This window comes from Thalassotalea hakodatensis (genome assembly GCF_030295995.1).
In the GTDB taxonomy this organism is placed as follows: domain Bacteria; phylum Pseudomonadota; class Gammaproteobacteria; order Enterobacterales; family Alteromonadaceae; genus Thalassotalea_C; species Thalassotalea_C hakodatensis.
The window spans coordinates 2,943,861-2,969,853 of the sequence record NZ_AP027365.1; the positions used below are offsets into that span (position 1 = coordinate 2,943,861).

A 25,993-nucleotide genomic window follows, 5' to 3' on the forward strand; every position below is an offset into this window, starting at 1 on the left:
TTCACTAAAGGCAGGTCTAGCAATGATGACTAAATACGCTCACCAATAAATACTTCAAAAGAAAGAAAACTTTATTAATCAATAGAGACGAAATTGGAATAGCTCTATACCTAACGCTCAAAGGTCAATAACTTTATGCGCGATAGAGACGATAAAAATAGGTAATTAATTAACCCAATTGGTTTAACGTAAAAAGGTTCATGCTATCGTTCATTGGTGTTAGAGATCACTTTTAACCAGTTCTACACAGAACACTCGATAGGCTTAAAGGTATTTTGACCTATCACGAAAAAAGGTAATAACATCACTGCTATTACCTTTTATTATTCAGCGCTAATTGGCTTAGTGATTTTCAGACACCATATTTACAGTGTATTTCGGAATTTCAACCACTAAATCTTCATCGGCTACAATGGCTTGGCAACCTAAACGTGACTCAGGTTCTAAGCCCCAAGCTTTGTCTAGCATGTCGTCTTCAAGTTCGTCACTCTCGTCTAAAGAGTCAAAGCCCTCACGAATAATCACATGGCAAGTGGTACATGCACATACTTTCTCACAAGCATGTTCAATATCAATGTCATTCTTTAACGCGACATTTAACACACTTTCACCTGCTTCTGCTTCTAATACTGCACCATCAGGGCATAAATCTTCATTAGGTAATACGATAATTTTTGGCATGATTGTCTCTTTACTCTTCTATAAGTCGTCAACCGTGTGGCCTGACAAGGCTTTATTAATCGAAGCGTCCATTCTGCGTTCTGCGAAGGCCGCTGTTTTCACATTTACTTTTTCTATCACCGCTTCAACCGCATCAGCACTTTGATCTTGACTAACTTTCGCTAATTCAGCCAGTACTTTCTCGATAGCAGCTACTTCATCGGCTGACAATAAGTGGCTGTCAGCAGCGAGCGCTGCGTTAACAGATTCAATCACTCGAGCAGCTTCAACTTGTTGCTCTTTTAACATACGCGCTTGCATATCTTCTTGGGCATTAGCAACAGATGCATGTAGCATCTCTGTGATTTCGTTATCTGCTAATCCAAAAGAAGGTTTAACTTCAATACTTGCTTCAACACCCGTTGATTTTTCCATTGCTGTCACAGCAAGTAAACCGTCGGCATCTACCTTAAAGGTTACACGAATATGTGCAGCACCTGCTGCCATAGGTGGAATGTCATGAAGCTCAAATCGTGCTAGTGAGCGGCAGTCATCAACAAGTTCACGTTCACCTTGTAACACATGTATCGCCATTGCCGTTTGGCCATCTTTGAAAGTGGTAAACTCTTGCGCTTTAGCGACAGGAATGGTGGTATTACGAGCAATCACTTTTTCAACCAGACCGCCCATGGTTTCTAAACCGAGCGATAATGGGATCACGTCAAGTAACAGTACATCACTATCGGGTTTGTTACCGGCAAGAATATCTGCTTGAATGGCAGCACCTATTGCCACAACTTTATCAGGATCAATTGAGGTGAGTGGTGTTCGCTTGAAAAAGCTCTCTGCATCAGTTCTTACCAATGGTACACGAGTAGAACCGCCCACCATCACCACTTCTTTCACTTCAGCAGCACTAACATCTGCATCTTTTAATGCTCTACGACAGGCTCTCATGGTTTTACTCACCAAAGGCTGTATCAGCTGTTCAAATTCTGCTTTGTGAATCTCACCTTGCCAATCATCGCCATTGGTAAGAGGTACTGATATTTTATGTGTTTCACTTGATGAAAGCGCTTCTTTGGTTTGCGTTGCTTGTTCTAATAATTGGCGCTCGACAGAAGTAGAAAGTGGGCGTGACAGCCCTGCACGTTCAATAATAAAATCAACTAAGACCTGATCAAAGTCATCACCACCAAGGGCAGAATCACCACCGGTTGCGAGTACTTCAAACACACCTTTATTAAGACGTAAAATGGAGATGTCAAAGGTACCACCGCCTAAATCATAAACGGCAATAACCCCTTCTTGTTTACTATCTAACCCGTAGGCTACCGCAGCAGCTGTCGGTTCGTTTAATAACCTAAGTACATTTAAACCTGCAAGCTTTGCTGCATCTTTAGTACTTTGGCGTTGAGCATCATCGAAGTATGCAGGCACTGTGATAACAGCGCCTGTTAACTCGCCACCAAGGGCTTGTTCTGCTCGCTGGCCTAAGTGTTGTAATAATTGTGCAGACACTTGTACAGGGTTTATCGTACCACTTCGCGTTTGAATGCTTGGATGAGAGTCATCACCACAAAACTGATAAGGAAGTGAAGGATATTTGGTTTGAATATCTGCTAATGAGCGGCCAATTAAGCGCTTTGCTGAAACAATGGTGTTTTCAGGATCAGAAATAGAAAATGCCTTTGCTTCATCACCAACAAGGGTTTCTGTTTCTTGGTAGCTGACAACGGAAGGTAAAATATCACGTTGTTTATCATCAGAAATTGTTTCTGCTAAACCACTTTTAACCGTGGCGACCAATGAATTGGTTGTACCTAAATCAATACCTATTGCCAATTTATGTTCATGAGGTACAGTACTTTGGCCTGGTTCTGCAATCTGTAATAACGCCATGTTTGAGCTCTTTAATTTTGTCGGTTTACGTGAGTCAGTTAATCGTCAAACAATAAGTCTTCTAAACGATCTAACTCTACATGTAATTTTTGGTAAAATTTAAGCTTACGAAGCAATTCACTTGCTTGCTTGTTTGATGCTTCTGTATTATCAATTAGGGCAACTTGCATTGCTTTGAAGTGCTGCTCAAATTCAACTTCTAATACTTGTGACGCTTCAAAAACAGCACTTTCAACATTATCAGCAAATTTTACTTCTGCAAGCATTTCGCGTAGTTCCATTTGTCTCATCAAAAAGGCATTATCACTAAATGACGCCTGCTCGTTAGGTAACGAGACATCTCGTAATTCAAGCATATATTCAGCGCGACTTAATGGATTTTTTAACGTTTGATAAGCATCATTTATCAATGTAGATTTTTTTGCAGCAAGTAATTTCTCTTGATTGCTTGCATGAGCAAAGCGATCAGGGTGCACACTTTTTTGAATGGTTTGATAACGTTCTGTTAAGGTATTCAGTTCAAGCGAAAATTTTTCTTCAAGCCCGAATATTTCAAAATAGTTCACATTTACCACTTAATTTAGGTTGATTATCAGAGGATATTTGATCGGTAGCAGAAAGCTTAAACGTTACACATTAAAGCTTTCGCCACAACCACATTCACCTTTGGCATTAGGGTTTGTGAATTTAAAACCTTCATTTAACCCTTCTTTGACAAAGTCTAATTCAATGCCATCAAGGTAAACAAGGCTCTTACCGTCAATGATGATATTGACGTCATCAACCTCAAACATTTGATCGTCATCGTTAAGCTCATCTACAAATTCAAGTACATAAGCTAAGCCTGAGCAACCCGTTGTTTTTACGCCTAAACGTAAGCCAAGCCCTTTACCACGATTTGTAACAAAAGACCTGACACGTTCTGCAGCGGCTGGAGTCATTGAAATAGTCATTCAATGCCTACCTATTCACCGTGCTTAGTACGGTAATCTTCAATCGCTGCTTTGATAGCATCTTCCGCTAGAATTGAGCAATGAATTTTCACTGGCGGTAACGCTAACTCTTCAGCGATGTCAGTGTTTTTAATGCCCGATGCTTCATCAATACTCTTACCTTTAACCCACTCAGTCACAAGTGAACTTGAAGCGATTGCTGAACCACAACCATAAGTTTTAAATTTAGCATCTTCAATGATACCTTCTTCGGTAATTTTTAATTGAAGTTTCATTACATCACCACACGCCGGAGCACCAACCATACCGGTTGCTATTTGTGGATCTTCTTTGCTAAATGAACCCACATTACGAGGGTTTTCATAATGATCAATTACTTTTTCACTGTAAGCCATAATATTCTCTCCTGATAACGCTAGCGAATTAGTGCGCTACCCATTCAACTGAATCTAAATCAACACCATCTTTATACATTTCCCAAAGCGGTGACATTTCACGTAAATGCTCAATCGCTTTTGAAATAATACTGATAGCATGATCGACTTCTTCTTCGGTAGTAAAACGGCCAAAGCTAAAGCGAATTGAGCTATGTGCCATTTCGTCATTTAATCCTAACGCGCGTAACACGTAAGATGGTTCTAAACTTGCTGATGTACAAGCAGAGCCACTTGATACCGCTAAATCTTTTAATGCCATGATGAGCGATTCACCTTCAACAAAGTTGAAGCTGACATTTAAATTGCCTGGATAACGCTTATCAACGTCGCCATTAATAAATACTTGTTCTAAGTTATCAATGCCTGCCCATAAGCGATCTCGCATAGCAGTAACGTGTGCTAAGTCTTGTGACATTTCTTCTTTAGCGATTCGACACGCTTCACCAAAACCAACAATTTGATGTGTTGGCAAAGTACCACTACGCATACCACGTTCATGCCCACCACCATGCATTTGAGCTTCTAAGCGCATACGAGGTTTACGACGAACATATAATGCGCCAATCCCTTTTGGACCGTACATTTTGTGTGCAGAAATTGACAACAAATCAACTTTTAACTGTTGAATGTCTAAAGGGATTTTTCCGGCACTTTGTGCCGCATCCACATGAAACGCGATCTTACGAGCACGACACATCTCACCAATCTCAGCAATATCTTGTATTACGCCAATTTCATTATTTACGTGCATGATACTTACTAATACGGTGTCATCACGTAAGGCTGAAGCAAGCTTGTTTAAATCAATTAAACCGTTTGCTTCAGGATCTAAATAGGTTACTTCAAACCCTTGACGTTCTAATTCACGACACGTATCAAGCACAGCTTTATGTTCCGTTTTACAGGTAATAATGTGCTTGCCCTTTTTGCTATAGAAATTAGCAACACCTTTAATAGCAAGGTTATTTGACTCAGTAGCGCCTGACGTTATAACAATTTCACGTGGGTCAGCATTTAATAAATCTGCAATTTGGTTTCTAGCAATATCAACCGCTTCTTCAGCTTGCCAGCCAAATTTGTGTGAACGTGATGCTGGATTACCATAACAACCATCTGTAGTTAGGTATTGCATCATTTTTTCAGCAACACGCTTATCTGCTGGTGTTGTTGCTGAATAATCAAAATAAATAGGAAGCTTCATTGACTAACTGTCTCCAATTTTAATCGACATTACTGCGCTAACAGTTTTGTATTAAATTCGTTGCGATCAAGGTCTCAAGTGCGTGCTTTTCTTCACGCTTTTGCAAGTTATCTTGCCGCTTTGATACCTGTTTAACATTTCTTTGTTCTACTAATTCAGACAAAGAAATACCTTGTAAAAATTCTTCAATACGATTGCTTAAGTCAGTCCATAATGAATGCGTTAAGCATTGATCACCTGACTGACAATCTCCCTTGCCGCCACATCGTGTGGCATTTATACTCTCATCAACTGCTGAAATAACATCAGCAACATATATTTGAGCAGAGCATTTCCCAAGGCGATACCCTCCACCCGGACCTCGAATACTATTAACAAGTCCGTGCTTGCGTAAACGAGAAAATAATTGCTCTAAGTAAGATAAAGAAATCCCCTGACGTTCTGAAATGTCAGCTAAAGAGACAGGCCCGTCTGCTGCATGAATAGCAACATCAAGCATAGCTGTAACGGCATAACGCCCTTTAGATGTGAGTTTCATTCTTTACCTCAATAAAATTGCGCGCAATTCTACATAACCCTATAAAATAGTCAAATAAATACCTGAGCAATATACTCAAGTATTCTACACACCTTTATAGATTTTGCAATGAATACCTGAGTAATTTACTCAGGTATTTTTAACAACGAAATGAACTCTACTTTTTTTAAGAAACAAGTAATTGAACTAATGCTTTAATGATTATATTTCAGGGTCGAAAGAATCTATTTTTTTTCTACGTCGTGCTGCAGCGGCAGCTTCGTCTTCGATGAATTCACCTACCCTTAATTCGGGTAAAGCATCTTGACAAACCTCCCCACCCATCCGATTAATTTCTTTGCATAAATCAGCGACTTTATTGTCCATTAAGTGAACATGATCTAATAAGCGACCTATCGCTTTTGCAACAGGATCAGGGCTATCTTCAGAGACGGCATAGGCATCGAAACCAAATTTTTCCGCGGTTTTTTCACGTAATTCATCAGTACCATTTTTATTTGGATTAACAATTTTTCCGGGAATGCCAACCGCAGTAGCATTATCAGGTAAATCTTTTACCACTACAGAGTTAGAACCTACTTTACCATTTTCACCTATACGGATAGGTCCAAGCACTTGCGCACCTGCGCCAATAACAACATTATTGCCTAGCGTAGGATGTCGTTTACCGGCTTTCCAACTGGTTCCACCTAACGTAACGCCATGATAAAGGGTAACATCGTCACCAATTTCAGCGGTTTCGCCAATCACAACACCCATGCCATGATCAATAAAAAAACGTCGACCAAGTTTAGCCCCTGGATGAATTTCCACACCGGTCAACCAACGGGAAAATGTTGAAAGCATCCGCGCGATTAACTTCCAGTTATTTCGCCAAAGTTTATTGCTTAGCCTATGGATCCAAATTGCATGCATGCCCGGATAATTGGTAAGCACTTCAAATGTGGTTCTTGCGGCAGGATCTCGATCAAAGACACTTTGGATATCTTCTTTGATACGACTAAACATAATTTTTATTTCCTTTTACTGCTGTAACGCATTATTTCTTGGCTGACTTTTCAACCGAAGATAAAATTCCACGCCACATTTTAACTTCTTTACTATCAGGTCGTGCGCGATTAATAAATCGACGTAATTTAGTCATCACCAATCCAGGATGACTAGGTACGATAAAACCTGTTGCTTTTAATGCTTGTTCAAAGTGTTCAAACATTCTTTCTGTTTCTTCTACAACCGGGTAGTCTTCAATATCATTATTTTCGTATTGCTTATTTTCGCTCGCAAGAAAAGCCATACGCACTTCATAACTTAACGTTTGTACAGCCATCGCTAAGTTTAGTGAGCTATATTCAGGGTTAGCTGGAATTTGCACATGAAAATGACACAACTGTAACTCTTCGTTAGTCAAGCCACTACTTTCACGACCAAACACTAATGCAACCGGATATTTTTGCCCTTCAGTCACCATTTTTTCGCCACACGTTCTAGGCTCTAACATTGGCCAAGGTAACGTGCGAGAACGAGCACTAGTACCGACCACTAAACCACAATCTTCAACGGCTTCTTCCAATGTCTTAACTACTTTTGCATTTGCTAATACGTCCGTAGCTCCTGCTGCCAAGGCTTGCGCTTGTCCATTTGGCATCTCAATAGGATCAACCAAATATAGTTCAGTTAACCCCATGGTCTTCATAGCTCGCGCTGCAGAACCGATATTTCGACAATCAGAAGTGTTTACTAACACAATACGTACAGAATCTAACATTACCTTAAAATCTCTTTGCTTAATCAAACCGAGCGATTAATTTGCTCAAATTAACTATCTAGATGGCTAAAATTGTCGATAATGTTAGCATAAAAACAATACCCCTGTATGGTAAAAAAAGCACGTAAATACGCTAAATTTAATAGAGCTTATCTTTCTGAATTATGATGATATTATCTATTAAAGTTTTGTTCATGAGATTACCGTACAAAAAACAACCTCTCCATTATTCACAATCACTCGCATTTCTTAATTTTATTTGCTATTATTCGCCGCCGAAATCAGAGTGTTGATTTTGTACTCGTTCTTTTACAAAGCTGTTTAAACTATTAAGGTATTGTTATGCACCCGATGCTAAATATTGCTGTGCGCGCTGCGCGTAGTGCTGGAAATATTATTTCTCGTTCTTTTGAGCAAGTAGATAAAATTGAGATTGAATTAAAAGGTACGAATGATTTTGTCACCAATATAGACAAAATGGCAGAGCAAGCCATCATTGATACAATACAAAAATCTTATCCAAATCACACTATTATCGGCGAAGAATCTGGCGCAACTGACGGCAGTGACAGCGATTACCAATGGATTATCGATCCTCTTGATGGTACAACAAACTTTGTCAAAGGCATCCCTCACTTTGCCGTTTCTATAGCATTAAAAGTAAAAGGTAAACTTGACCAAGCGGTGATATTTGACCCAATTCGTGGCGAACTTTTTACAGCAAGTCGCGGTAAAGGTGCTCAACTAAATGGCTTTCGTATTCGTGTTAAACAAAACAAAGAACTTTCTGGCGCTATTTTAGCGACAGGTTTCCCTTTCAAACAAAAACAACATATGCCTGCATACATGAATATGTTTCAAGCTTTGTTTGTAAAAACTGCAGATATGCGCCGTGCTGGATCTGCTGCCTTAGATTTAGCTTATGTTGCTGCTGGTCGTGTTGATGGATTTTTTGAGTTAGGTTTAAAGCCTTGGGATACCGCAGCGGGGGAATTATTGGTGATTGAAGCTGGTGGTTTGATTACTGATTTTGTTGGTAACCATAATCATACTAATTCGGGGAATATTGTTGCTGGTAGCCCACGTTTATTAAAAGAAATATTAAAAGATATTCGCCCACATTTAGGTGATGCGTTAAGTAAATAATTGCTCGCATTTACACAGAATAAGAGTTGTTGTTTTCAACACACAACAACTCACTTGTCCAACACGTATAGAACATTCAATTACTGATGCCTTGATTGAATTTATCAATAGTTATTAATAAATTCAATCAAGGCATCATCTTCTAACGGTTTACTGAGCCAATAGCCTTGTATTTCATCGCATTCCATTGCAGTTAAAATCTCAAGATGAACCAATTCTTCCACTCCTTCTGCAATAAGCGTTAAGTCTAAACTTTTACCTAGCCCGATGATCGTGTTTATTATAGCTTTATCTTCATCGTTTTTATCGCAATCTCGCACAAATGATTGATCAATTTTTAACTTATCAATAGGAAACTGTTTTAAATAGCTCAGCGACGAATAACCAGTACCAAAGTCATCTATTGATAACTGCACCCCCAACCTTTTAAGTTTATGCATCATATTGAGTGTATTTACTTCATGATGCATAAATACGCCTTCTGTGATCTCAAGCTCTAAATTCGCAGGATTAAGACCACTTTCTTCTAGCGCCTGCTCCACGGTTTCAATAAATAACGGATGTGAAAACTGCCTTGGAGAAATGTTCACAGCTACTACCAATTCATCATTATGTTGTTTTATTATTCTTTGCCCGAATAAACAAGCTTGCTGCAAAATCCACTGCCCAATTGTCACTATCAGACCAGACTGTTCTGCAAGCGGAATGAAATCTATCGGCGATACAATTTTACCGTTTTGACGCCAACGCACTAATGTTTCTATACCTGTGATCTTTTTTTGCTTAACGCAAAGTTGCGGTTGATACACAAGAAATAGCTCCTCAAGAAAAACAGCATTCCTTAAGTTGTCTAACATGGCAGCCCTCTTTTCTGCGCGATCGGCAAACTCAGAGGTAAAAAAAGCATAATTTTCATGAGGGCTTTGACAAGCAACCCCAAGCGCAATATGAACATTCTTTAAAAGACTATTGCTATTAGTTGCATGCTCAGGAAAAGATGCAAAACCAAAGTCAAATTCTATAAAAAATTCACCATAACGGGTTACTAAAGCATTTTCGGTTTGTTTACTTAACTCAGTTGCCAATGTAACTAAGGTGGCATTACTTTCATCATCAAGTGCTAACGCAGCAAATTCTCCTTCACCAAGATGATAAAACTCCACTTGCTGAGTGCTAGTATTACTCAGCACTTTGGCAATGCATTTAATTAATGATGTAGTGACTTCTCCCCCTAAAGTTGCGACTTTATCGTTATAATGCCTGATCGCAAAAACCCCTAAAGAGAAAATGACATCACTTTCAATAAGTGCTGATAGTTTTTCTTTTAATTTATATTGATTTGGTAGGCCTGTTTCTTGTGAGGTAAAAGCTAAATGCTTAACTTCTTGTTGTGCAACAACTTGTTCGGTCACATCTTTAATGTGAATATCATAAACATCGAAATCTTCTAACCAATTAACACTCACTTGCAGTATTTTATTTTTCAATGTTTGCTCAATAATAATATAATGATTATTCGAGCGAGCAATTACCTCTTTTAGCGCTAAAAAATTACTTGGAATGAGTTTAGTCACCTCATTATTATCGAAACCTTCTTGCTTTAATAAACGTTCACAAGCTGGGTTAGAAAAAAGCACTTCACCTTCACTGTTAACACTTATAATAGGGTTAGGGTTTCGCTGAGCAAAGTGTGCAAGCCTAGTGCTTTTCGTTTGTGCCAAAATATACTGTCTGATATACCATGCAACAATCACTGCTATAACCACAATAAAAACACTATAAAAAGTGACAAGCATCGCCGTTTTATCAATTTGCTGAATAGTTTCAACATGTCCTTCATCAACTTGTTTTTTAGTAATGTTTTCAATGTATTTAAGTGTAGGAAGCATTTGCAGACGTTGGTTTGAGATCGCCGTTAACACCGCTCTTAGGGCATCCCAATCTGGTTCATAAACATCCATTAATTGATCAAAACGATTAAACAATTGAATGATCTCTTGCTGTTGCAATTGAATATTTTTTGTTTCTTGTGCGATACCTTGTTGTCCCTCTAATGCACTTAAGTGCATAGCGAAGGTACGCTGTATATTACGTGATGAAGATAAAAATATTGCTTGTTCTTTAGAGCGATAATACTCATAAACTATTCGCTCTTGTTCTGTTAAATCAGCGATTAATTCATTGATGGCAGATAAGATAGGCAATCGATGTTCCACAACATCGACCGTTTGTATTTTAACTTTTTCATTGGCTTGAAAAACCAATAACGATAGCATCAATCCAAGCAACAAACTTAATCCTGCTAGCAGCGAAGCTTTTAGTAGGTATTTTCGTACCAAAAATTGCATATTTACATCCACATCTATAAAAATTATTAAAGCCCATCATTGGCAGGAGCTTGAACTAAACATTAAATCATTACTATACTTTTGCAATAGAAAACTCTTTTAATGACCGTTCATTAGCGCAATTAATCGCAATATTGAACAAAATATTTTGACGCTGCGTGGCGTATTAAATGATAAAAAGCTACAATCACTTCTTTTTAGTTTGTATGTTACGCATGTCAGTAGATTTTCCTCAAAATAAACAACCCTTTCAGGCTGGTGAAGTCGCATTAGTGGGGGCTGGTCCTGGCGATCCTGATCTATTAACACTTCAAGCTTACCGTTTTATCCAGCAAGCAGAAGTGGTTGTTTATGATCGATTAGTTAGCCAAGAAATTATGGCTTTATTGCCTGATGATTGTCAGCGAGTTTATGTTGGAAAAAAGCAAGCTGAACATCGAGTTCCACAAGATGGCATAAATCAACTACTGGTTGATCATGCATTAGCAGGTAAAAAAGTACTACGTTTAAAAGGTGGCGACCCTTTTGTTTTTGGTCGTGGTGGAGAAGAAGCACTCTTTGTTTTAAAGCATGATATTGCATGCCATATTGTCCCTGGAATAACCGCAGCCTCAGCGTGTACAAGCTATGTAGGTATTCCGTTAACGCACCGACAAACCGCACAAAGCTGTACCTTTATTACTGGTCACGTTAAAGACTGCGGGCAATTAGATTTACCTTGGTCTACGTTACAAAACAGCAAGCAAACCATTGTGTTTTATATGGGTGTAAAAAGTATTCCTATCATTTCGCAACAACTTATCGCCGCAGGTAGAGATAAGGCGACTCCGGCTGCGCTCATTTATAAAGGCACAACTCCTGAACAGCGTATTTACCGAAGCACACTTGAGTCGTTACATGAAACCGTCATTAAAGAAGCTATAAAGCCACCAACGTTAATCGTTATTGGTGACGTAGTCGGTATTTTCGATCAAGTAGAACTGGGTAATATTGGCTACCTAACCCCACCAAACCATTGATATAAAAGTTAAAAACACAGCACTTTAATTAATACTTATAACCACGTAAAGTAGTTCTTGACCAATGAGTTACTCATCGCTTTATAGTTATCTCACGTTTTATCATTCTGAGGATCACACATGCGCGTTAAGCAGCTTGCTACTCGCAACAATATCAATATTGATACCGTAAAGTATTACACGAGAATTGGCTTATTAACGCCAACAACAAACCCCGTAAATAACTATAAAGATTACAATTCTGCAGATGAGCAACGATTACAATTCATTGTACAAGCAAAATCGTTAGGGTTTTCATTACATGACATAAAACTCATTATTGAACAATCAACGCAAGGGCAATCTCCCTGTCAAAAGGTGCGAGAAATCATGCAACAACGGCTGACAGAAATAAAGCATAAAATCGATGCCATGCAACAAACCTATTTCACCATGAAAGAGGCAACAAAACACTGGCAACACCTACCTGATTGCGTACCAACAGGTAATCACGTATGTCATTTGATTGAAAGTTTTGATAAGGAGAATGCACACCATGACTAATTGTTGCAACGAAACAGAAAAAAAGAGTGTGAATTCAACAACGGTTCAGCAAGTTAACAACAATCACAGCTCTTCATGCTGTGATACTGAAAAAAATCGCGTTGATTGGCTTCTGTGGGTTTCTAGCAGTATTGTTGCCCTAACCTTTATTGCTTATTGGTTCCAGAGTCCATCTGATAACTGGTATTACATTATTAGTAAAACCTCTGTTGAAATGATGAATGCAATGTGGATAGGTATGGCATTAGGGGTTATTGCTGTTGGTTGGTTAAATCGTGTGCCACGCGATATCGTCATTGCAACGTTAGGACAAGGACACACCGCTAAAGGTTTATTTAGAGCAACCTTTGCAGGCTTATTTTTAGATCTATGTAATCACGGTATTTTAATGGTGGGTATGAAACTCTATGAACGCGGTGCAAGTTTAGGCCAAGTAATGGCTTTTATTATTGCTAGCCCATGGAATTCCTTTACCTTAACATTAATTTTAATTGGTTTAATTGGTTTACCATGGACACTTGCTTTTATTGCATTATCGTTAGTCATTGCTTGGATTAGCGGCTATATTTTTGACCGTTTAGAACAAAACGGTACGTTACCTGCCAACCCTAATAGTCACACTATACCTGAAAATTTTAATATCAAAGCTGCGCTTAAAACATTAGCTCGTGATGCCGATTATTCACCGAAAGCAAGCCTGTCAATGTTAATTGATGGGGTTAAAGGCTCTCGCATGGTGTTTCGCTGGGTGATGGTAGGCATTGTGATTGTAGCCGTTGTTCGTGCATTTGTACCACCAGAGAGCTTTAACATGTGGTTTGGTGCAACTACAGGAGGCCTTTTATTAACCCTGCTTGCCGCGACCATTCTTGAAGTTTGCTCTGAAGGTTCAACGCCACTTGCGGCAGATTTAGTCACACGAGCGAATGCACCTGGTAATGCATTTACTTTTTTAATGGCTGGTGCTGCAACTGATTATACTGAAGTGATGGTGATAAAAGACACCATGAAAAGCTGGAAAATTGCTTTGTACTTACCACTGATAACGGTACCACAAGTGCTATTTATTGGCTGGCTAATCAACGCAAGTTTATAACCAATCAAATGATCTCAAAAAAAGCCCTATGTTATATTCATTAGGGCTTTGTTATCTTCCTCGTATTCTAACTACCATAAATCAATACCGATCATCCAATAATGGCTCTTGGATTGATACGTTGAGATATTTTCGCCGTAACCATTGAAATACGTTAATTTTAAGGGGAAAAGCCCTGCAAAATGATGCACGAATTCAAGACGATATGATATATTATTCAGTTTATTCCCAGACGAGAGTGTCAAACTCCATTCCGTGTTATCTGCGAGATAATCTAACCAATTTTTATCACCATTTCCGCCATGACAATCGTTATTCGCAATATCGGCACAACCTTGATAATCAAGTTTTCTGTTCACCGTTAACTGGAATGTTCGATAGTCATATACATTGTCACCTGGGTGATCAATACCTTTTCGCCAGGCAATATTTTCTTCACGCCCTTTTACTGCTCCTAACCCTTGCCAGTTAAAATAGGCTTTTGCCGTGAAATAAAAGTCAGTTTGTACAGCAATCCGTCTGCCAAATAAGTCTCGGCGATGCATTAAAGTATATTTAGTAGAGGCGGCTAAATAATCCCACCCTCTGCTTAAATAATCTGTTGCCATAGCATTTGCACGCTGCTGGTTAAATCCATCAGAGAAGCAGCTTTCGTGACTTTCTTCGCGGCAAATACTGTCCAAAATATCTGCGACTTTGTTATCAAATACGCGTTCATCATCTATTTCTTGGCCATTAGATTCATGAAAATAGCCCACTGAAAAGCTTTTGTAACCACTCTGTCGCGTTTCATACTCGTACTTATAAAAGATACCTGGATTTTGCTGCCTTGAAATGACCGGCGCAGAATAACGAGAACCAAAGTAAAAATCATATTGCCCTGTATAAGCAAAGTAGACCGCTTGAGAACGCTCATCAATGGTATTTTCATCACCTAAATCAACTAAACTTCCCCAGAGAGGGTATTTTAGCGAGACTTTAAATTCTAGGTGTGAACCGTCTAAATGCTTTTTGTCTCGACCAACATAGCCAAAATAAGAGGGTTCATATCCTGAAATACACCTAAAATACATGCCCTTCTGTTGGCATTTCTTTTCTTTAAACGCCTGACCACTTTCTAAGAATTCCGCCCAAAAATCTTCTTCTGGTGAAACTTCTAAAGGTAACAACTCTTGCTGTGAAGATGCCAACGACATTGCTGAATTGAGCAATAATACTAAAGAAAATATGATAAAATTATAACGCACTAAAACAATCCTTTTCGTTAAGCTATAAAACGCTAACCAATCACGCTATTAGCTCTTGCTTGATGGAGTTTTTTATAACTGTCAATTAGTCGTAAATGTTTATCTAAACCCTCAAGTTGCATATTAGTAGGCGTTAAGCCATAAAAGGTTACGTCGCCATTAATAGAACCAATCACATTGTCCATCACCTCTTGGCTGAACATACGGGTAAAGCTTGTTAAGTAATCATCTATATCAAGATCTTCATTGATTGCCACTTCAAGCGTTGCTGCCATTGCTTGATAAAATAAACCACGTTCTACCGTATTATCATTAAACTGGAGGAACTCACCAACTAACTCTTGTGCTTCTTCTAACGCGCCTAACGCAAGGTAAATAAGTATCTTAAGTTCAAGAATGGTTAACTGTCCCCAGACGGTATTTTCATCAAATTCAATACCTATTAACGTGATTATATCGATATAATTATCAAGCTGGCTGTCTTCTAACCGTGTGACTAAAGCGGCAAGTTCATCATCAGATAAACGATGAATATTTAAAATATCTTCACGATATTGCAACGCTTTATTGGTGTTGTCCCAAATCAAATCTTCAACTGGATACACTTCAGAATAATCAGGTACTAAAATACGGCAAGCCTCACCTATTTCAGTAAACTCAGCAACGTAAACTTCTTTGCCCATTGTTGCTAATATGCCGAAAAGCGTATTACACTCTTCGTCATTGGTTCCTGAAAAGTCCCATTCAACAAACTCATAGTCATGCTTTTCACTAAAAAAGCGCCAAGAAATAACCCCAGATGAATCAATAAAATGTTCCACAAAATTTTCAGGTTCGGCAACTGCCATACTATTAAATGTTGGTCGTTGTACGTCATTTAAGCCTTCAAAGCTTCGACCTTGCAACAATTCAGTTAAACTACGTTCAAGGGCAACTTCAAAACTTGGGTGAGCACCAAAAGAAGCAAATACGCCACCCGTTTTAGGGTTCATCAAGGTAACGCACATCACTGGAAATTGCCCACCAAGCGAGGCATCTTTAACCACAATAGGAAAGCCTTGGGCTTCTAATGCTTGAATACCTTCATGTATACTAGGATATTTTTCGATAACCGCTTGTGGAACATCAGGTAACACAATTTCTTGTTCAATGATCTGACGTTTAACCGCCCGTTCAAATATTTCCGATAAACACTGCACTTTCGCCTCTTGCAGATTATTTCCTGCGCTCATACCATTACTTAAGAATAAGTTCTCAATCAAGTTAGAGGGAAAATACACAGTTTCACCATCTGATTGGCGTACATAGGGAATTGAACAAATCCCTCGCGCTACATTACCTGAATTAGTATCAATTAAGTGAGAGCCACGTAATTCACCGTCAGGGTTATAAATGTCTAGGCAATATTCATCTAAAATGTCATTTGGCAGTTCATCATTTTCGCCCGGTTGAAACCACTGCTCGCATGGATAGTGAACAAAATCACTATTGGCAATGTCTTCACCCAAAAATTGATCGTTATAGAAAAAGTTACAACTTAAACGCTCAATAAATTCTCCTAGTGCTGAGCATAATGCACTTTCTTTAGTCGCGCCTTTACCATTGGTAAAACACATTGGTGACGCCGCATCACGAATATGCAAAGACCACACATGTGGCACAATATTTCGCCATGATGCCACTTCAATTTTCATGCCTAAACTAGCAAGCTTTTGTGTCATGTTCTCAATGGTTTTTTCTAACGGAAGATCTTTGCCTTCGATAAAGGTTGTTTCTCCTTTATTTGAGAAATCAGTCAACATCGCTTGCGCGTCTTGCGCTAAATTATCGACCGCTTTAACATCAAAGGTTGGCCCGGTTTGTATGACTTTTTTTACGGTACAGCGCTCAACTGAACGCAATATGCCTTTGCGATCTTTTTCAGAAATAGCTTCTGGTATTTCTACTTGAATTTGAAACGTCTGGTTATAGCGATCTTCTGGATCAACGATATTATTTTGAGATAACCGAATACCATCAGTAGAAATATCACGAGACTTACAATAAACCTTAATAAAATAAGCTGCACATAATGCTGAAGATGCTAAAAAGTAATCAAATGGACTAGGCGCTGAACCATCTCCTTTATAGCGAATAGGTTGATCAGTAATTACTGAAAAATCATCAAACTTCGCTTCAACACGCAAGTTATCCAAAAAGTTAACGTTAATTTCCATGAAAAATCCAAAACCGGCAACAAATGTATATGCCAATATTATCGTTGTTTTAAAGCCAATAGTCTTGGACTTTTTCGAAAGATTTTCATGACGAAGCCATAAAGGTATCTTCCATGATAAAACAGCCTTGTATCATCACGCTTTTCATTCATTTACACATCAATATTGTCTAATTTTGTAGAGATAAAAAGAAATAATACTTGCTAAAACATAAACCTAGCGTTTAATGTGAGCCACCTATTTAGCAGACAATATGGGAAATCATTTCTCGTAGTATTACCAATATGAACCCAAATTTATTTATCAATAGCAAACCGCCTGAGTCATACAACCAAGTTTACTGGTTATATTTAAATCAACGGGATCAAAATAACCGTTACCCGCAATATTATTAAACCAGACAAATTCAGCTAGGAGTTTAACTCTGAGGTCACCATGAAAATTATATTCTCACACGGTAAAGAAAGCGGGCCATGGGGCAGTAAAATTACCACACTTGCTGATACAGGCATAGCCTCAGGTTTTCAAGTTGATAGCGTAGATTACCGTAACATTGTGAATCCCGATGAACGGGTAAAAAAGCTCAATGATTACTTAGCAAAAGAAACACAACCTTATGTGTTGGTTGGTTCAAGCATGGGCGGCTATGTTTCACTCGTAGCCGCGCAAACCAACAAACCGCTAGGGCTATTTTTATTAGCGCCAGCGCTATTTATGCCTAATTACCAACATCAAACATATGCTCCTCTTGTCAGCAATATTGAAATTATTCATGGTTGGTCTGACGATGTTATACCTGTTGAACATTCCATTAAATATGGTCAACAGACCCAATGTGCTTTGCACCTAATTGAGGGCGATCATCGCCTAACTTCTTCTATGGAACAGGTTATTATGCTATTTGAATCTTTTATATTGAACACAAAAACTCAATTTGAATACAAGGTAAATACATGATTCGTTCAACACTTATCGCCTCATTGCTTAGCTTATTACTGAGTACATCAGTCGCTTTTGCTGAACATGAAAATCACTTTGATAAAGCGCAATGGCATCAAGCTCTGGAACACTTTAACCTGGTAGGGACAGCATTAGAAAACCAATTATTTGATGATTATTCAATAGCTAAACAAGCACTGACTCTTGGAAGCTATTTATGGTTCGAAGAACAAAAGGGAGCAAATAACAATGCAAAAGAATCGAACCAGAAGCTTGCGCAGCAATTATTACTCTATGCAGCAAACCAACCTGATACCTTAAATAAATTTGATCATGGTTATTTATTCAATTTGCTTGCACAAACTTATCAAGTGCAAGGTATTACCTCTAAAGCTGCCTATTATTTTAATAAAGGCATTGACGTTGAATATCCAGATTCATGTAATAACTTAGGCGTGATGTGGGAGCAACAAGCTGACTTTAGAAAGGCAGAAAAAACCTATCTACACTGTTTATCTCGTTCAAAAGAGTTCGCTACAGCGTTACTTTATTTAAACCTTGGCACTATTTATTATAATGGCTCAGGGCAAGTGGTTTCGAATAAAAAGCTAGGTGCAATGTATTGGCAAAAGTCGTACGAGCTATTTCCCTTTGATGCCGATATTAACTACAACCTAGGTGTTTATCATGTAAATCAAACGGAAAATTATGCTCAAGCACGATACCATTTTGCCTATTGTGCTTATAAAGATTTACAGTGTGTGGCCGCATTATCACACAAAGCACTTATCGGAAAATATGCAAACAATCCCTACCTGCAAGATATTTTAACCTTACAAGCACAATTTGAGCGGGAACATTTACTCAGTGAACGATTAAAACACGCTTTTGATGACAGTGTTTACTTCGATGTTGCGACAAAACACAATTTAATATTTAGTGTGCACAAATCTAAAACAGAGCAAGTGATAAGTGTCTCTGTAAGTTTTAAAAAAGCGCAAGCAGAACGCGCAATAAACATGTTACATCGATTGATTTACATTGACATGTTTTCTGATCTTAATATCAACACATTAACACTTAAACAAGCAATCACCAGCCAAAAAAACTACACCTTTCATTATTTAGAACAGGCGCATCATTTAAGGCATGAAGCAGACAAACGCCATTACAGCATTACCTTTAACGATTAACTTCGCTAAACATAATCAACAGGTAATGCTGTAGTATACTTAATTTCTTCCATCGCAAAACTTGAGCTAATATCTGCAAAGCTTGCTCTATCAATGAGTTTTTTATAGAAGCTGTCATATGCTTTCATATCGGAAACAACAACTCTTAACAAATAGTCTACTTCACCACTCATTCGATAGAACTCAATGATTTCTGGAAACTCTTTAGCTATTTTACCAAAGGCAGCTAACCACTGTGGGTTGTGTTGGTTTGTTTTTATCATCACGAAAACCGTTAAACCTACATTGAGTTTCTCAGGTTCCGCCAAGGCAACTCGCCCTTTTATTATGCCTTTTTTTTCCAACGTTTGAATACGTCGCCAGCAAGGGGTTGTAGACAAGCCCACTTTTTCTGCCACATCACTGACCGATAATGTGCAGTCTTGTTGAAGAATTTCTAGAATTTTTTTATCAAATTTATCCATAAATATAACGCGTATAAACGCAACACAGGAATTTTATTCTACGTTATACCATGTTTTTGCATTTTTATAGCACAAACTTTGCTGTAGTGAGTTTGGAATTACATCAATAACCTGTTGCCAATAGTCTTGGTAATTCATTGAAAATAAACACAACGGAAAATTACTCGCCAGCATAACGCGATGCTCACCAAACACTTCAACACAGGTTAGAACCATGCCTCTTAGCCATTGACGAGTATAGTTTCTGGATACCATTTCCCAGCCAGAGCACTTTATTGCCACCGTAGGAAAAGCCGATAATGCTAAAAGCCCTTGATACCATTTATTGCTAATATTGTTTTGGTCGGCTTTAGTCAGTGAACCTAGATGATTAATCACCACCTTTAACGCTGGCGTTTGCGATAATAACGTACACAACAACGATACGGCTTTTGTATTTGCTAATGGCATTTGGCAATCAAAAATAAGTGACTTTTCAGCAAGTAATGAAAAATTCTGACTGACATTAGCATTTGATAGAATATCAAGTGCGTTATTATCGAGAATATACCGAATACCCACAACATGCTGATACTGCATTAAAGCGGTTATCGCTGCCTTGAAAACGGCAGGCTCATCGGTAATGTTTGCATATGCTATTGCAGTAAAAGGCATACTTACCGCTTGCTCTAGGTATTCGACTTCTTTAATCGGTTGCTTATTATCAAATCCAGCTTCAATGTGTACAAAACCACAAAGAGATAATGGTGGCTGTAATTCGATATTTTCACAGGTAAACGTTCGATGAATGATAGGTTTATCAGCCCAAAACGGTGGGTTTTCAGGCTTTAACCAATAATAGTCACCCTGCGTTATATCAAACAAGTGTAAATGTGGATCAATAATTTGTATCATATTATTGTGCGGTGTAACCGCCATCGATCACTTGCAAACTCCCCGTGATAAAGCTAGCTTCATCCGACGCTAAAAAGGTTACTAAGGCCGCAACTTCCTCAGGCTGCCCTAAGCGATTTAACGGTTGTAAGCTTGCCTCCTCTTGATGCACTTCCGACTTATCTGCCCCTGAACGTTCACAATAAGCGTTAATAGCATTATGATATAAAGATGTTTCGATAGTGCCTGGGCATACGGCATTAGCTCTTATATTATACTGCGCGTAATCTAAAGCAGTTGTTTTTGCCATAGATGCAAGTGCAGATTTGCTCAAGTTATAGGCAAAAGAATTTCGCTTTGCAATAATAGCTTGATCAGAAGAGATTAAAATAATAGCACCTTGTTTTTGCGCTTTCATTACAGGCAATACTGCTTGTATTGCTGAGTAAGCGCCTTTTACATTGATATCGAATATACGTTGTAACTCATACGGCGAAGTATCTTCGATAGTCGCTGAAAAATGAACTCCAGCATTAGACACCAGCACATCAATGCTTGATGACTCTGCAATCAACTCGATTGTCTGATGTACAGATTGATGATCAGTAACATCACAATGAAAAAACTCTCCTACTCCACCGTCGTTAATATCTAAGTTACACACTCGATAACCTTTTGCCATAAAAGACTGGGCAATACTCAGCCCGATACCTGAACTTCCGCCAGTTACAATACATGTTTTCATTATTAGTACTTGCCGTTAATTTTTACCACATAATACGCATAACCAGTATGTAGTACCAGCTTACGAAACTCTATAAACATAAACGATTGATGCTTTTTTCTAATTAATCAAGTGTATTGATAAGTTAAAATAAAGTTGCTAGTGTTAAAGATATTGAGGATCTTAGGATGTGTCGTTTTTAAAGGAATAAATACATGCACTATATTTTTTTGTGGAACCATCCGTTATTGCGCCAATTAAGCGCTTCTGAAAGATTTCGGCGTATTCATCATGCAATCGTTTTATTCAATGAAGAAAAAAGCACTGATTTTTATGGTAGGTATGCTGTTATTCTAATCCTTGCAATACTTCCCGCGGTGATTATCTTCATTAATTTTAGCTTTCTCTTTGCATTCGCCATGTTTTGGTTAAACATTGCGGTACTAGAAGCATTTATGGCGAAAAGTGAAGTTCCCTTTATCGCCAAGTGCCTAGAAGATGAAAGGTAAAATTACTAGCGTTAACAGAACCTAGTGCGTATTACTTTGCTAATTCAACCATCGCCGCAGTATACATTTTCAAATTCAAATCAAACTGTTTTTTCGTGATAAACTCATGCTCAGAGTGACCGGTATATTTTTCACCCGGCATAGATGGTCCAAATGCTACTGCGCCAGGAAATAAACGAGAATTAGTGCCACCACCTATAGATATCGGCTGTGCATTATTGATCCCGGTAAAGTGACTAAATACAGATAATAACGTATCAATGTGAGGTGCGTCTGATTGTACAAACGGATCACCAATTTGATGGTCTAACTCAGTAAGTTCAGCAAGGTACTGTAACTTCCAACTGGCAATAGCTTGGGTAATCTCAGCCCTGAGTTGTGTAGCTGTCTTACCTTCAGGTCGACGTATATTAATGTTTAGTTCAAGACTATCATTATGCTGTTTTATGACTGTTGGTGAAACTGTCATCGGCCCCATAAAGTCATCATGATAAGCAATTTCACCAAACTTTTTACCTTCTAATCCTAAGCCGACATTATCATTAATGAAGTTTACTAAAGTACCTGGTCCATTATTTGGCCAGCGATGATCAGCTAGTAAATCCGCTAAATAAGGAATAGCATTGACTCCCTCTTGTGGCTTAGAAGAGTGCGCTGACTTTCCTAGAGCAGTAATAGTTAATTGGTTATCTTTTAAGGTAAAGTCAAAATTAACGCCCTGATAAGATTGGGCTTTCTTCATTAATTTTTCTAAAAGATTAATATCAGCATTGTCAATCACAGCTTTGGCATCTTCCGGTATTTGAGAGCCAAAATATCCGCCCTCAAAGTGCTTGATATACGTATCAAATGTTTGTTTATTCAGCTTTTTAAAGGCTATTTTTAATGTGCCGTAACCTTTTTCGGCAGTCACTACTGGGTATTCGGCATCAATAGTAATATTAGTCTGCGGCAACTCATGAGTTTTGACATAGTCTATTAACGGCTGCCAATCAGACTCTTCAGCCATATAAACATAAAGCTCAAGGCGTTTATTTAAAGGGATCCCTTTATCCTGAATAGCTTTCATCGCATACAGCGCTGTTGCGATAGGCCCTTTATCATCTTCAGTTCCTCGCCCAATTAACTTTCCTGGTTCACTCGTTGTGTCTAATTCAAAAGGAGACTTTGCCCACTTATCAGGGTTTGCTGGTTGAATATCACCATGGGTAATAATGCCCACTCTCTCTTTGCTGTTACCTAAACCTATGATGACAATATAACCATCATCTTGATAATCTAAACCAAGCGCAAGAGCTTGCTGTTGAAGCTCTTTTTTAAACGCAATATGCGTTGGGTTTTTATCAGAAGGAATGCCTTTTGCCGCAACAGTATTATGTTGTACTAATTTTGCTAAGCTATCTATCATAGCTTGTGAATAAGTATTTACGGCATACTCAGCAGTTTGCTGAGCAATATTACTCACTTTAAGTGCTTGGCTAGGTAGTGAAAACAAAGGTAGGCTGCAAATGACTCCTACCTTAACGAATTGATTAAATTTCGTAAGATTCAAAATATTCTCCAAAAAGTATAAAGTTACTTTTATTAAAAACTGGGGGCACTCAACGAGAATTAAAAAAGAGTTTAAACAAACTAAAAGTTAATCAAGTTGTTATAACAAAAAATAGACAACTATTTTACGTAATTGTTCAGCTTTAAAACAACTACAATAAAGAAAAAACACCCATACAGTTTTCTGTCGCTACAAATACACTGTATTATATATAACTGACATTTATCATGTTTTAATATCATCAAAAATTTATACCCTTAGGAGTACATATGTCATTAGCAATAAGGCCAGCCGTTATTGAAGATGCACCAACCCTTTTACACTTTATTCGCGAACTTGCTATTTATGAAAAAGCTGAAAGTGAAGTTCTTGCAACAGTAGCAACGATTGAATCAAGCATGTTTAGTGAAAATTCTGGGGTACACGGATTAATTTGCGAATTAAACGGTGATGCCATTGGCTTTGCAGTATATTTTTATAATTATTCAACGTGGCTAGCAAAACCAGGGCTTTATTTGGAGGATTTATATGTTTCCCCTCAGTATAGAGGAAAAGGTGCAGGCATTGCTTTACTGAAACATCTCGCAAAAACAGCAATGAACAACAAATGCGGCCGATTCGAATGGAGTTGTTTAGATTGGAATACTCCCTCTCGTGAATTTTATGAGTCATTAGGTGCAGAACCGCAACCTGAGTGGGTTGGATACCGTATGGCAGGTGAAACTCTCTCGAACTTTGCCCAATCGTAATAATCTCCCTATAAACAGTTGGCTTAGTTCAACTGTTTATTTAACCTTAGCTCGGGTTATTTAATCAAAATTTTCAATGAATACATCAAAAAGCTCATCAGCTCCTATACTTAACATAGTCTCATAATTATAGGTACGAGTTATGGCAAAGGAAAATGAACTTGAAATTATCAGCCAACAAGATCTTGATAATTTACTTAGGATTAATGAATTCATTGAACAACAAGATGAAAACTCACTTGTTAGCGAACTTAAACAAGCAATTCTAGACTCAGGAAAACTAGAGTTATATCAATGGGAGTCATTACGAGATCACATTGCTGAAATTGAGGAGTTAATTCCCCATATTGATTTAATCATTAAGTTAAAAAGAGAAAATATTTAATCTGTGGTGAAAACTCAGTGTAGATGCGTTAAAATTACCGCGCATTAACGTATAATACCAATTTGCATAAAGATTAAGTCAGTTCAGAGCGATGTCAGAGGTGGGAGAATAAGCGAAACGTGTGCAGGTATAGTTGTTCTACATCAAACACGTTTTGCGCAATTATCGCGCCTCTAACACGCTCCCAAAGGGCGAGTTTAAACGCTGAATGACCGAATATTTATGCGAATTGGTATAAAACGTTAAATATTCATACAATTAATTAAGGATGACTACATGCGCACTTTATCGCTCGCAACTTTAGGCGTGACTATAGCCTTAACTTCTCTTACCACTTCTTATGCACTCGCTACTGAACAACCAAACGCAGAAGAGCTTGTAGGTAAAAATTATTTAGGTGCACACGGCCTTCTCATTAATACAGATGATGATCGCCTAATCACAAATCCTAGTTTTGGAACTACATCTCTTGACAATGGCGCAGGTGCTGGCCTTGAATTAGGTTACCGTATTACCAAAGATTTTGAAGCTAGACTATCATACTCTTACATAAATTTAGACGCAGAAGACGATAGATTTGATGTTGCATCAGGTACAAACACAGCGTTAGATTTACTTTATTTTCCTTATCAAAAAAGCTTCTATATAGTGGCAGGTGCTAACTTTCTAGATGTTGATCACTCAAACCTTTCTCCAGGTGTAGGTGCAGGTTATCGCCACTACATCAGCAACAATGCAGCTTTCTACTTAGAAGGCCAAGGCATGTATCAAATTGATGACAATCATCTCGATTTTGTCAGTAAAATTGGTTTTATTTATTATTTTGGTGATATTGACTCACCTGCGGCAGCTCCAGCAGCTAAACCGATAAAACCAGCAAAAGCCCAACAAGAAACATTGCCTGCTGACTCTGATAAAGACGGTGTTCCTGATGCTGTTGATAAATGCATGAATACACCTTTGAACAATAAAGTGAATTCTGTTGGTTGTACGATATTCATGGATCGCGAAAAAGTGATGGATTTATCGGTTCATTTTGCTCACGATAAATATGAAGTAAAACCAGCAGCTTACCCAGAAATAGAACGTGCAGCTAAGTTTCTTAAACAATACCCACAAGAATCCATCACAATAAATGGTCATACTTCTGCTGTTGGTGATGAAAAATATAATCTGGAACTTTCACAAAAACGTGCTCAAGCAATCATAAACATTCTAACAGAACAGTTTAACATTGATCGTTCACGCTTAACTGCCGAAGGCCATGGTGAAAGTGAATTACTCGACACTGCTAACACAGCTGCAGCTCATGCGAAAAACAGACGAATTGAAGCACGAATTGTGGGCACCAAACGTGTACCCGTTCAACGCTAACCGTTAGCTTAAAGCATCTTATAAATATTATACAGGCTGGATAACTTCCAGCCTTTTTTATACCTGCTCTTCAACAATCACTCAATTTAGTCTAAAAACTACTACTGACTAAGCATTCATTCCTTTATAATGTGAAAAATTTTAGTCAATAGGTCATTCA

Annotated in this window: 26 protein-coding genes; 10 read left to right on the forward strand and 16 right to left on the reverse strand. The window is 38.2% G+C overall.

The window, feature by feature from the left end; all coding sequences use genetic code 11:
- Positions 1 to 342: 342 nt before the first annotated feature.
- From fdx to trmJ, 9 genes are all read right to left on the reverse strand, one after another.
- Positions 343 to 681, reverse strand: coding sequence for an ISC system 2Fe-2S type ferredoxin (gene fdx / locus QUE72_RS13015; protein WP_074499119.1), 339 nt, complete (start codon positions 679 to 681; stop codon positions 343 to 345).
- 18 nt (positions 682 to 699) lie between these two features.
- Positions 700 to 2,562, reverse strand: coding sequence for a Fe-S protein assembly chaperone HscA (hscA, locus tag QUE72_RS13020; protein ID WP_286269440.1), 1,863 nt, complete (start codon positions 2,560 to 2,562; stop codon positions 700 to 702).
- A 38-nt stretch (positions 2,563 to 2,600) separates the two neighbouring features.
- Entirely contained in the window at positions 2,601 to 3,128 is a 528-nt protein-coding gene (gene hscB / locus QUE72_RS13025) for a Fe-S protein assembly co-chaperone HscB (protein WP_074499117.1), read from the reverse strand.
- Between the two features lie 63 nt (positions 3,129 to 3,191).
- Positions 3,192 to 3,515 (reverse strand): iron-sulfur cluster assembly protein IscA, encoded by a 324-nt coding sequence (iscA, locus tag QUE72_RS13030; RefSeq protein WP_074499116.1) that lies wholly within the window; start codon positions 3,513 to 3,515, stop codon positions 3,192 to 3,194.
- 11 nt (positions 3,516 to 3,526) lie between these two features.
- Positions 3,527 to 3,910 (reverse strand): Fe-S cluster assembly scaffold IscU, encoded by a 384-nt coding sequence (gene iscU / locus QUE72_RS13035; protein WP_074499115.1) that lies wholly within the window; start codon positions 3,908 to 3,910, stop codon positions 3,527 to 3,529.
- A 28-nt stretch (positions 3,911 to 3,938) separates the two neighbouring features.
- Positions 3,939 to 5,153, reverse strand: coding sequence for an IscS subfamily cysteine desulfurase (locus QUE72_RS13040; RefSeq protein WP_074499114.1), 1,215 nt, complete (start codon positions 5,151 to 5,153; stop codon positions 3,939 to 3,941).
- Between the two features lie 37 nt (positions 5,154 to 5,190).
- On the reverse strand, positions 5,191 to 5,691 hold the full coding sequence (gene iscR / locus QUE72_RS13045; protein WP_074499113.1) for a Fe-S cluster assembly transcriptional regulator IscR: 501 nt from the start codon (positions 5,689 to 5,691) through the stop codon (positions 5,191 to 5,193).
- Between the two features lie 201 nt (positions 5,692 to 5,892).
- Positions 5,893 to 6,699 carry a serine O-acetyltransferase gene (cysE, locus tag QUE72_RS13050; protein ID WP_074499112.1) on the reverse strand — a complete coding sequence of 269 codons (807 nt, stop codon included), beginning with the start codon at positions 6,697 to 6,699 and terminating at the stop codon, positions 5,893 to 5,895.
- A 31-nt stretch (positions 6,700 to 6,730) separates the two neighbouring features.
- The gene (gene trmJ / locus QUE72_RS13055; RefSeq protein WP_286269441.1) at positions 6,731 to 7,456 is read right to left on the reverse strand and encodes a tRNA (cytosine(32)/uridine(32)-2'-O)-methyltransferase TrmJ; all 726 of its coding nucleotides are present in this window, start codon (positions 7,454 to 7,456) and stop codon (positions 6,731 to 6,733) included.
- A 342-nt stretch (positions 7,457 to 7,798) separates the two neighbouring features.
- Here trmJ and suhB point away from each other — a divergent pair, with 342 nt between their 5' ends.
- Positions 7,799 to 8,602 carry an inositol-1-monophosphatase gene (gene suhB / locus QUE72_RS13060; RefSeq protein WP_074499110.1) on the forward strand — a complete coding sequence of 268 codons (804 nt, stop codon included), beginning with the start codon at positions 7,799 to 7,801 and terminating at the stop codon, positions 8,600 to 8,602.
- 104 nt (positions 8,603 to 8,706) lie between these two features.
- On the opposite strand, the gene QUE72_RS13065 is transcribed toward suhB, so the two are convergent.
- Positions 8,707 to 10,950: a sensor domain-containing protein gene (locus QUE72_RS13065; protein ID WP_286269444.1), complete on the reverse strand. Its 2,244-nt coding sequence runs from the start codon at positions 10,948 to 10,950 to the stop codon at positions 8,707 to 8,709.
- 170 nt (positions 10,951 to 11,120) lie between these two features.
- Between QUE72_RS13065 and cobA the strand changes: the two genes are divergently transcribed.
- The 3 genes from cobA (at position 11,121) to QUE72_RS13080 (ending at position 13,608) form a co-directional block, all read left to right on the forward strand.
- A complete protein-coding gene (cobA, locus tag QUE72_RS13070; RefSeq protein WP_286269445.1) occupies positions 11,121 to 11,969 on the forward strand; it encodes a uroporphyrinogen-III C-methyltransferase in 849 nt (282 codons plus the stop codon).
- 120 nt (positions 11,970 to 12,089) lie between these two features.
- Positions 12,090 to 12,512: a MerR family DNA-binding protein gene (locus QUE72_RS13075; protein WP_074499108.1), complete on the forward strand. Its 423-nt coding sequence runs from the start codon at positions 12,090 to 12,092 to the stop codon at positions 12,510 to 12,512.
- Entirely contained in the window at positions 12,505 to 13,608 is a 1,104-nt protein-coding gene (locus QUE72_RS13080) for a permease (RefSeq protein WP_286269447.1), read from the forward strand. Before QUE72_RS13075 ends, QUE72_RS13080 begins: the two co-directional genes overlap by 8 nt.
- A 71-nt stretch (positions 13,609 to 13,679) precedes the next feature.
- On the opposite strand, the gene QUE72_RS13085 is transcribed toward QUE72_RS13080, so the two are convergent.
- Complete coding sequence (locus QUE72_RS13085) at positions 13,680 to 14,855, reverse strand: phospholipase A (protein ID WP_286269450.1); 1,176 nt, start codon at positions 14,853 to 14,855, stop codon at positions 13,680 to 13,682.
- A gap of 32 nt (positions 14,856 to 14,887) precedes the next feature.
- Positions 14,888 to 17,071 carry an OsmC domain/YcaO domain-containing protein gene (locus tag QUE72_RS13090; RefSeq protein ID WP_286269451.1) on the reverse strand — a complete coding sequence of 728 codons (2,184 nt, stop codon included), beginning with the start codon at positions 17,069 to 17,071 and terminating at the stop codon, positions 14,888 to 14,890.
- A gap of 435 nt (positions 17,072 to 17,506) precedes the next feature.
- Between QUE72_RS13090 and QUE72_RS13095 the strand changes: the two genes are divergently transcribed.
- Together QUE72_RS13095 and QUE72_RS13100 are read left to right on the forward strand one after the other, a co-directional pair.
- Entirely contained in the window at positions 17,507 to 18,028 is a 522-nt protein-coding gene (locus tag QUE72_RS13095; RefSeq protein ID WP_286269452.1) for an alpha/beta hydrolase, read from the forward strand.
- Complete coding sequence (locus QUE72_RS13100; RefSeq protein WP_286269453.1) at positions 18,025 to 19,203, forward strand: SEL1-like repeat protein; 1,179 nt, start codon at positions 18,025 to 18,027, stop codon at positions 19,201 to 19,203. Before QUE72_RS13095 ends, QUE72_RS13100 begins: the two co-directional genes overlap by 4 nt.
- A 5-nt stretch (positions 19,204 to 19,208) precedes the next feature.
- Here QUE72_RS13100 and QUE72_RS13105 read toward each other — a convergent pair whose 3' ends face one another.
- Genes QUE72_RS13105 through QUE72_RS13115 form a run of 3 tightly spaced genes read right to left on the reverse strand, consistent with a single transcriptional unit; the run spans position 19,209 to position 21,288 of the window.
- A complete protein-coding gene (locus QUE72_RS13105) occupies positions 19,209 to 19,667 on the reverse strand; it encodes an Lrp/AsnC family transcriptional regulator (RefSeq protein WP_286269455.1) in 459 nt (152 codons plus the stop codon).
- A 33-nt stretch (positions 19,668 to 19,700) separates the two neighbouring features.
- Positions 19,701 to 20,585, reverse strand: a complete 885-nt coding sequence (locus QUE72_RS13110) for an amidohydrolase family protein (protein WP_286269458.1) — start codon at positions 20,583 to 20,585, stop codon at positions 19,701 to 19,703.
- A complete protein-coding gene (locus tag QUE72_RS13115; RefSeq protein ID WP_286272984.1) occupies positions 20,563 to 21,288 on the reverse strand; it encodes an SDR family NAD(P)-dependent oxidoreductase in 726 nt (241 codons plus the stop codon). The genes QUE72_RS13110 and QUE72_RS13115 overlap by 23 nt, the downstream gene beginning before the upstream one ends.
- Positions 21,289 to 21,479: 191 nt before the next feature.
- Between QUE72_RS13115 and QUE72_RS13120 the strand changes: the two genes are divergently transcribed.
- Positions 21,480 to 21,773, forward strand: a complete 294-nt coding sequence (locus tag QUE72_RS13120; protein WP_074499099.1) for a hypothetical protein — start codon at positions 21,480 to 21,482, stop codon at positions 21,771 to 21,773.
- A gap of 31 nt (positions 21,774 to 21,804) precedes the next feature.
- On the opposite strand, the gene QUE72_RS13125 is transcribed toward QUE72_RS13120, so the two are convergent.
- On the reverse strand, positions 21,805 to 23,325 hold the full coding sequence (locus tag QUE72_RS13125) for a dipeptidase (protein WP_286269461.1): 1,521 nt from the start codon (positions 23,323 to 23,325) through the stop codon (positions 21,805 to 21,807).
- Positions 23,326 to 23,594: 269 nt separating this feature from the next.
- On the opposite strand from QUE72_RS13125, the gene QUE72_RS13130 reads away from it, so the two are divergent.
- The 3 genes from QUE72_RS13130 (at position 23,595) to QUE72_RS13140 (ending at position 25,833) form a co-directional block, all read left to right on the forward strand.
- The gene (locus QUE72_RS13130; RefSeq protein WP_286269462.1) at positions 23,595 to 24,074 is read left to right on the forward strand and encodes a GNAT family N-acetyltransferase; all 480 of its coding nucleotides are present in this window, start codon (positions 23,595 to 23,597) and stop codon (positions 24,072 to 24,074) included.
- A 142-nt stretch (positions 24,075 to 24,216) separates the two neighbouring features.
- Positions 24,217 to 24,459, forward strand: coding sequence for a hypothetical protein (locus tag QUE72_RS13135; protein WP_074499096.1), 243 nt, complete (start codon positions 24,217 to 24,219; stop codon positions 24,457 to 24,459).
- A 276-nt stretch (positions 24,460 to 24,735) separates the two neighbouring features.
- Positions 24,736 to 25,833, forward strand: a complete 1,098-nt coding sequence (locus QUE72_RS13140; protein ID WP_286269463.1) for an OmpA family protein — start codon at positions 24,736 to 24,738, stop codon at positions 25,831 to 25,833.
- Positions 25,834 to 25,993 lie beyond the last annotated feature (160 nt).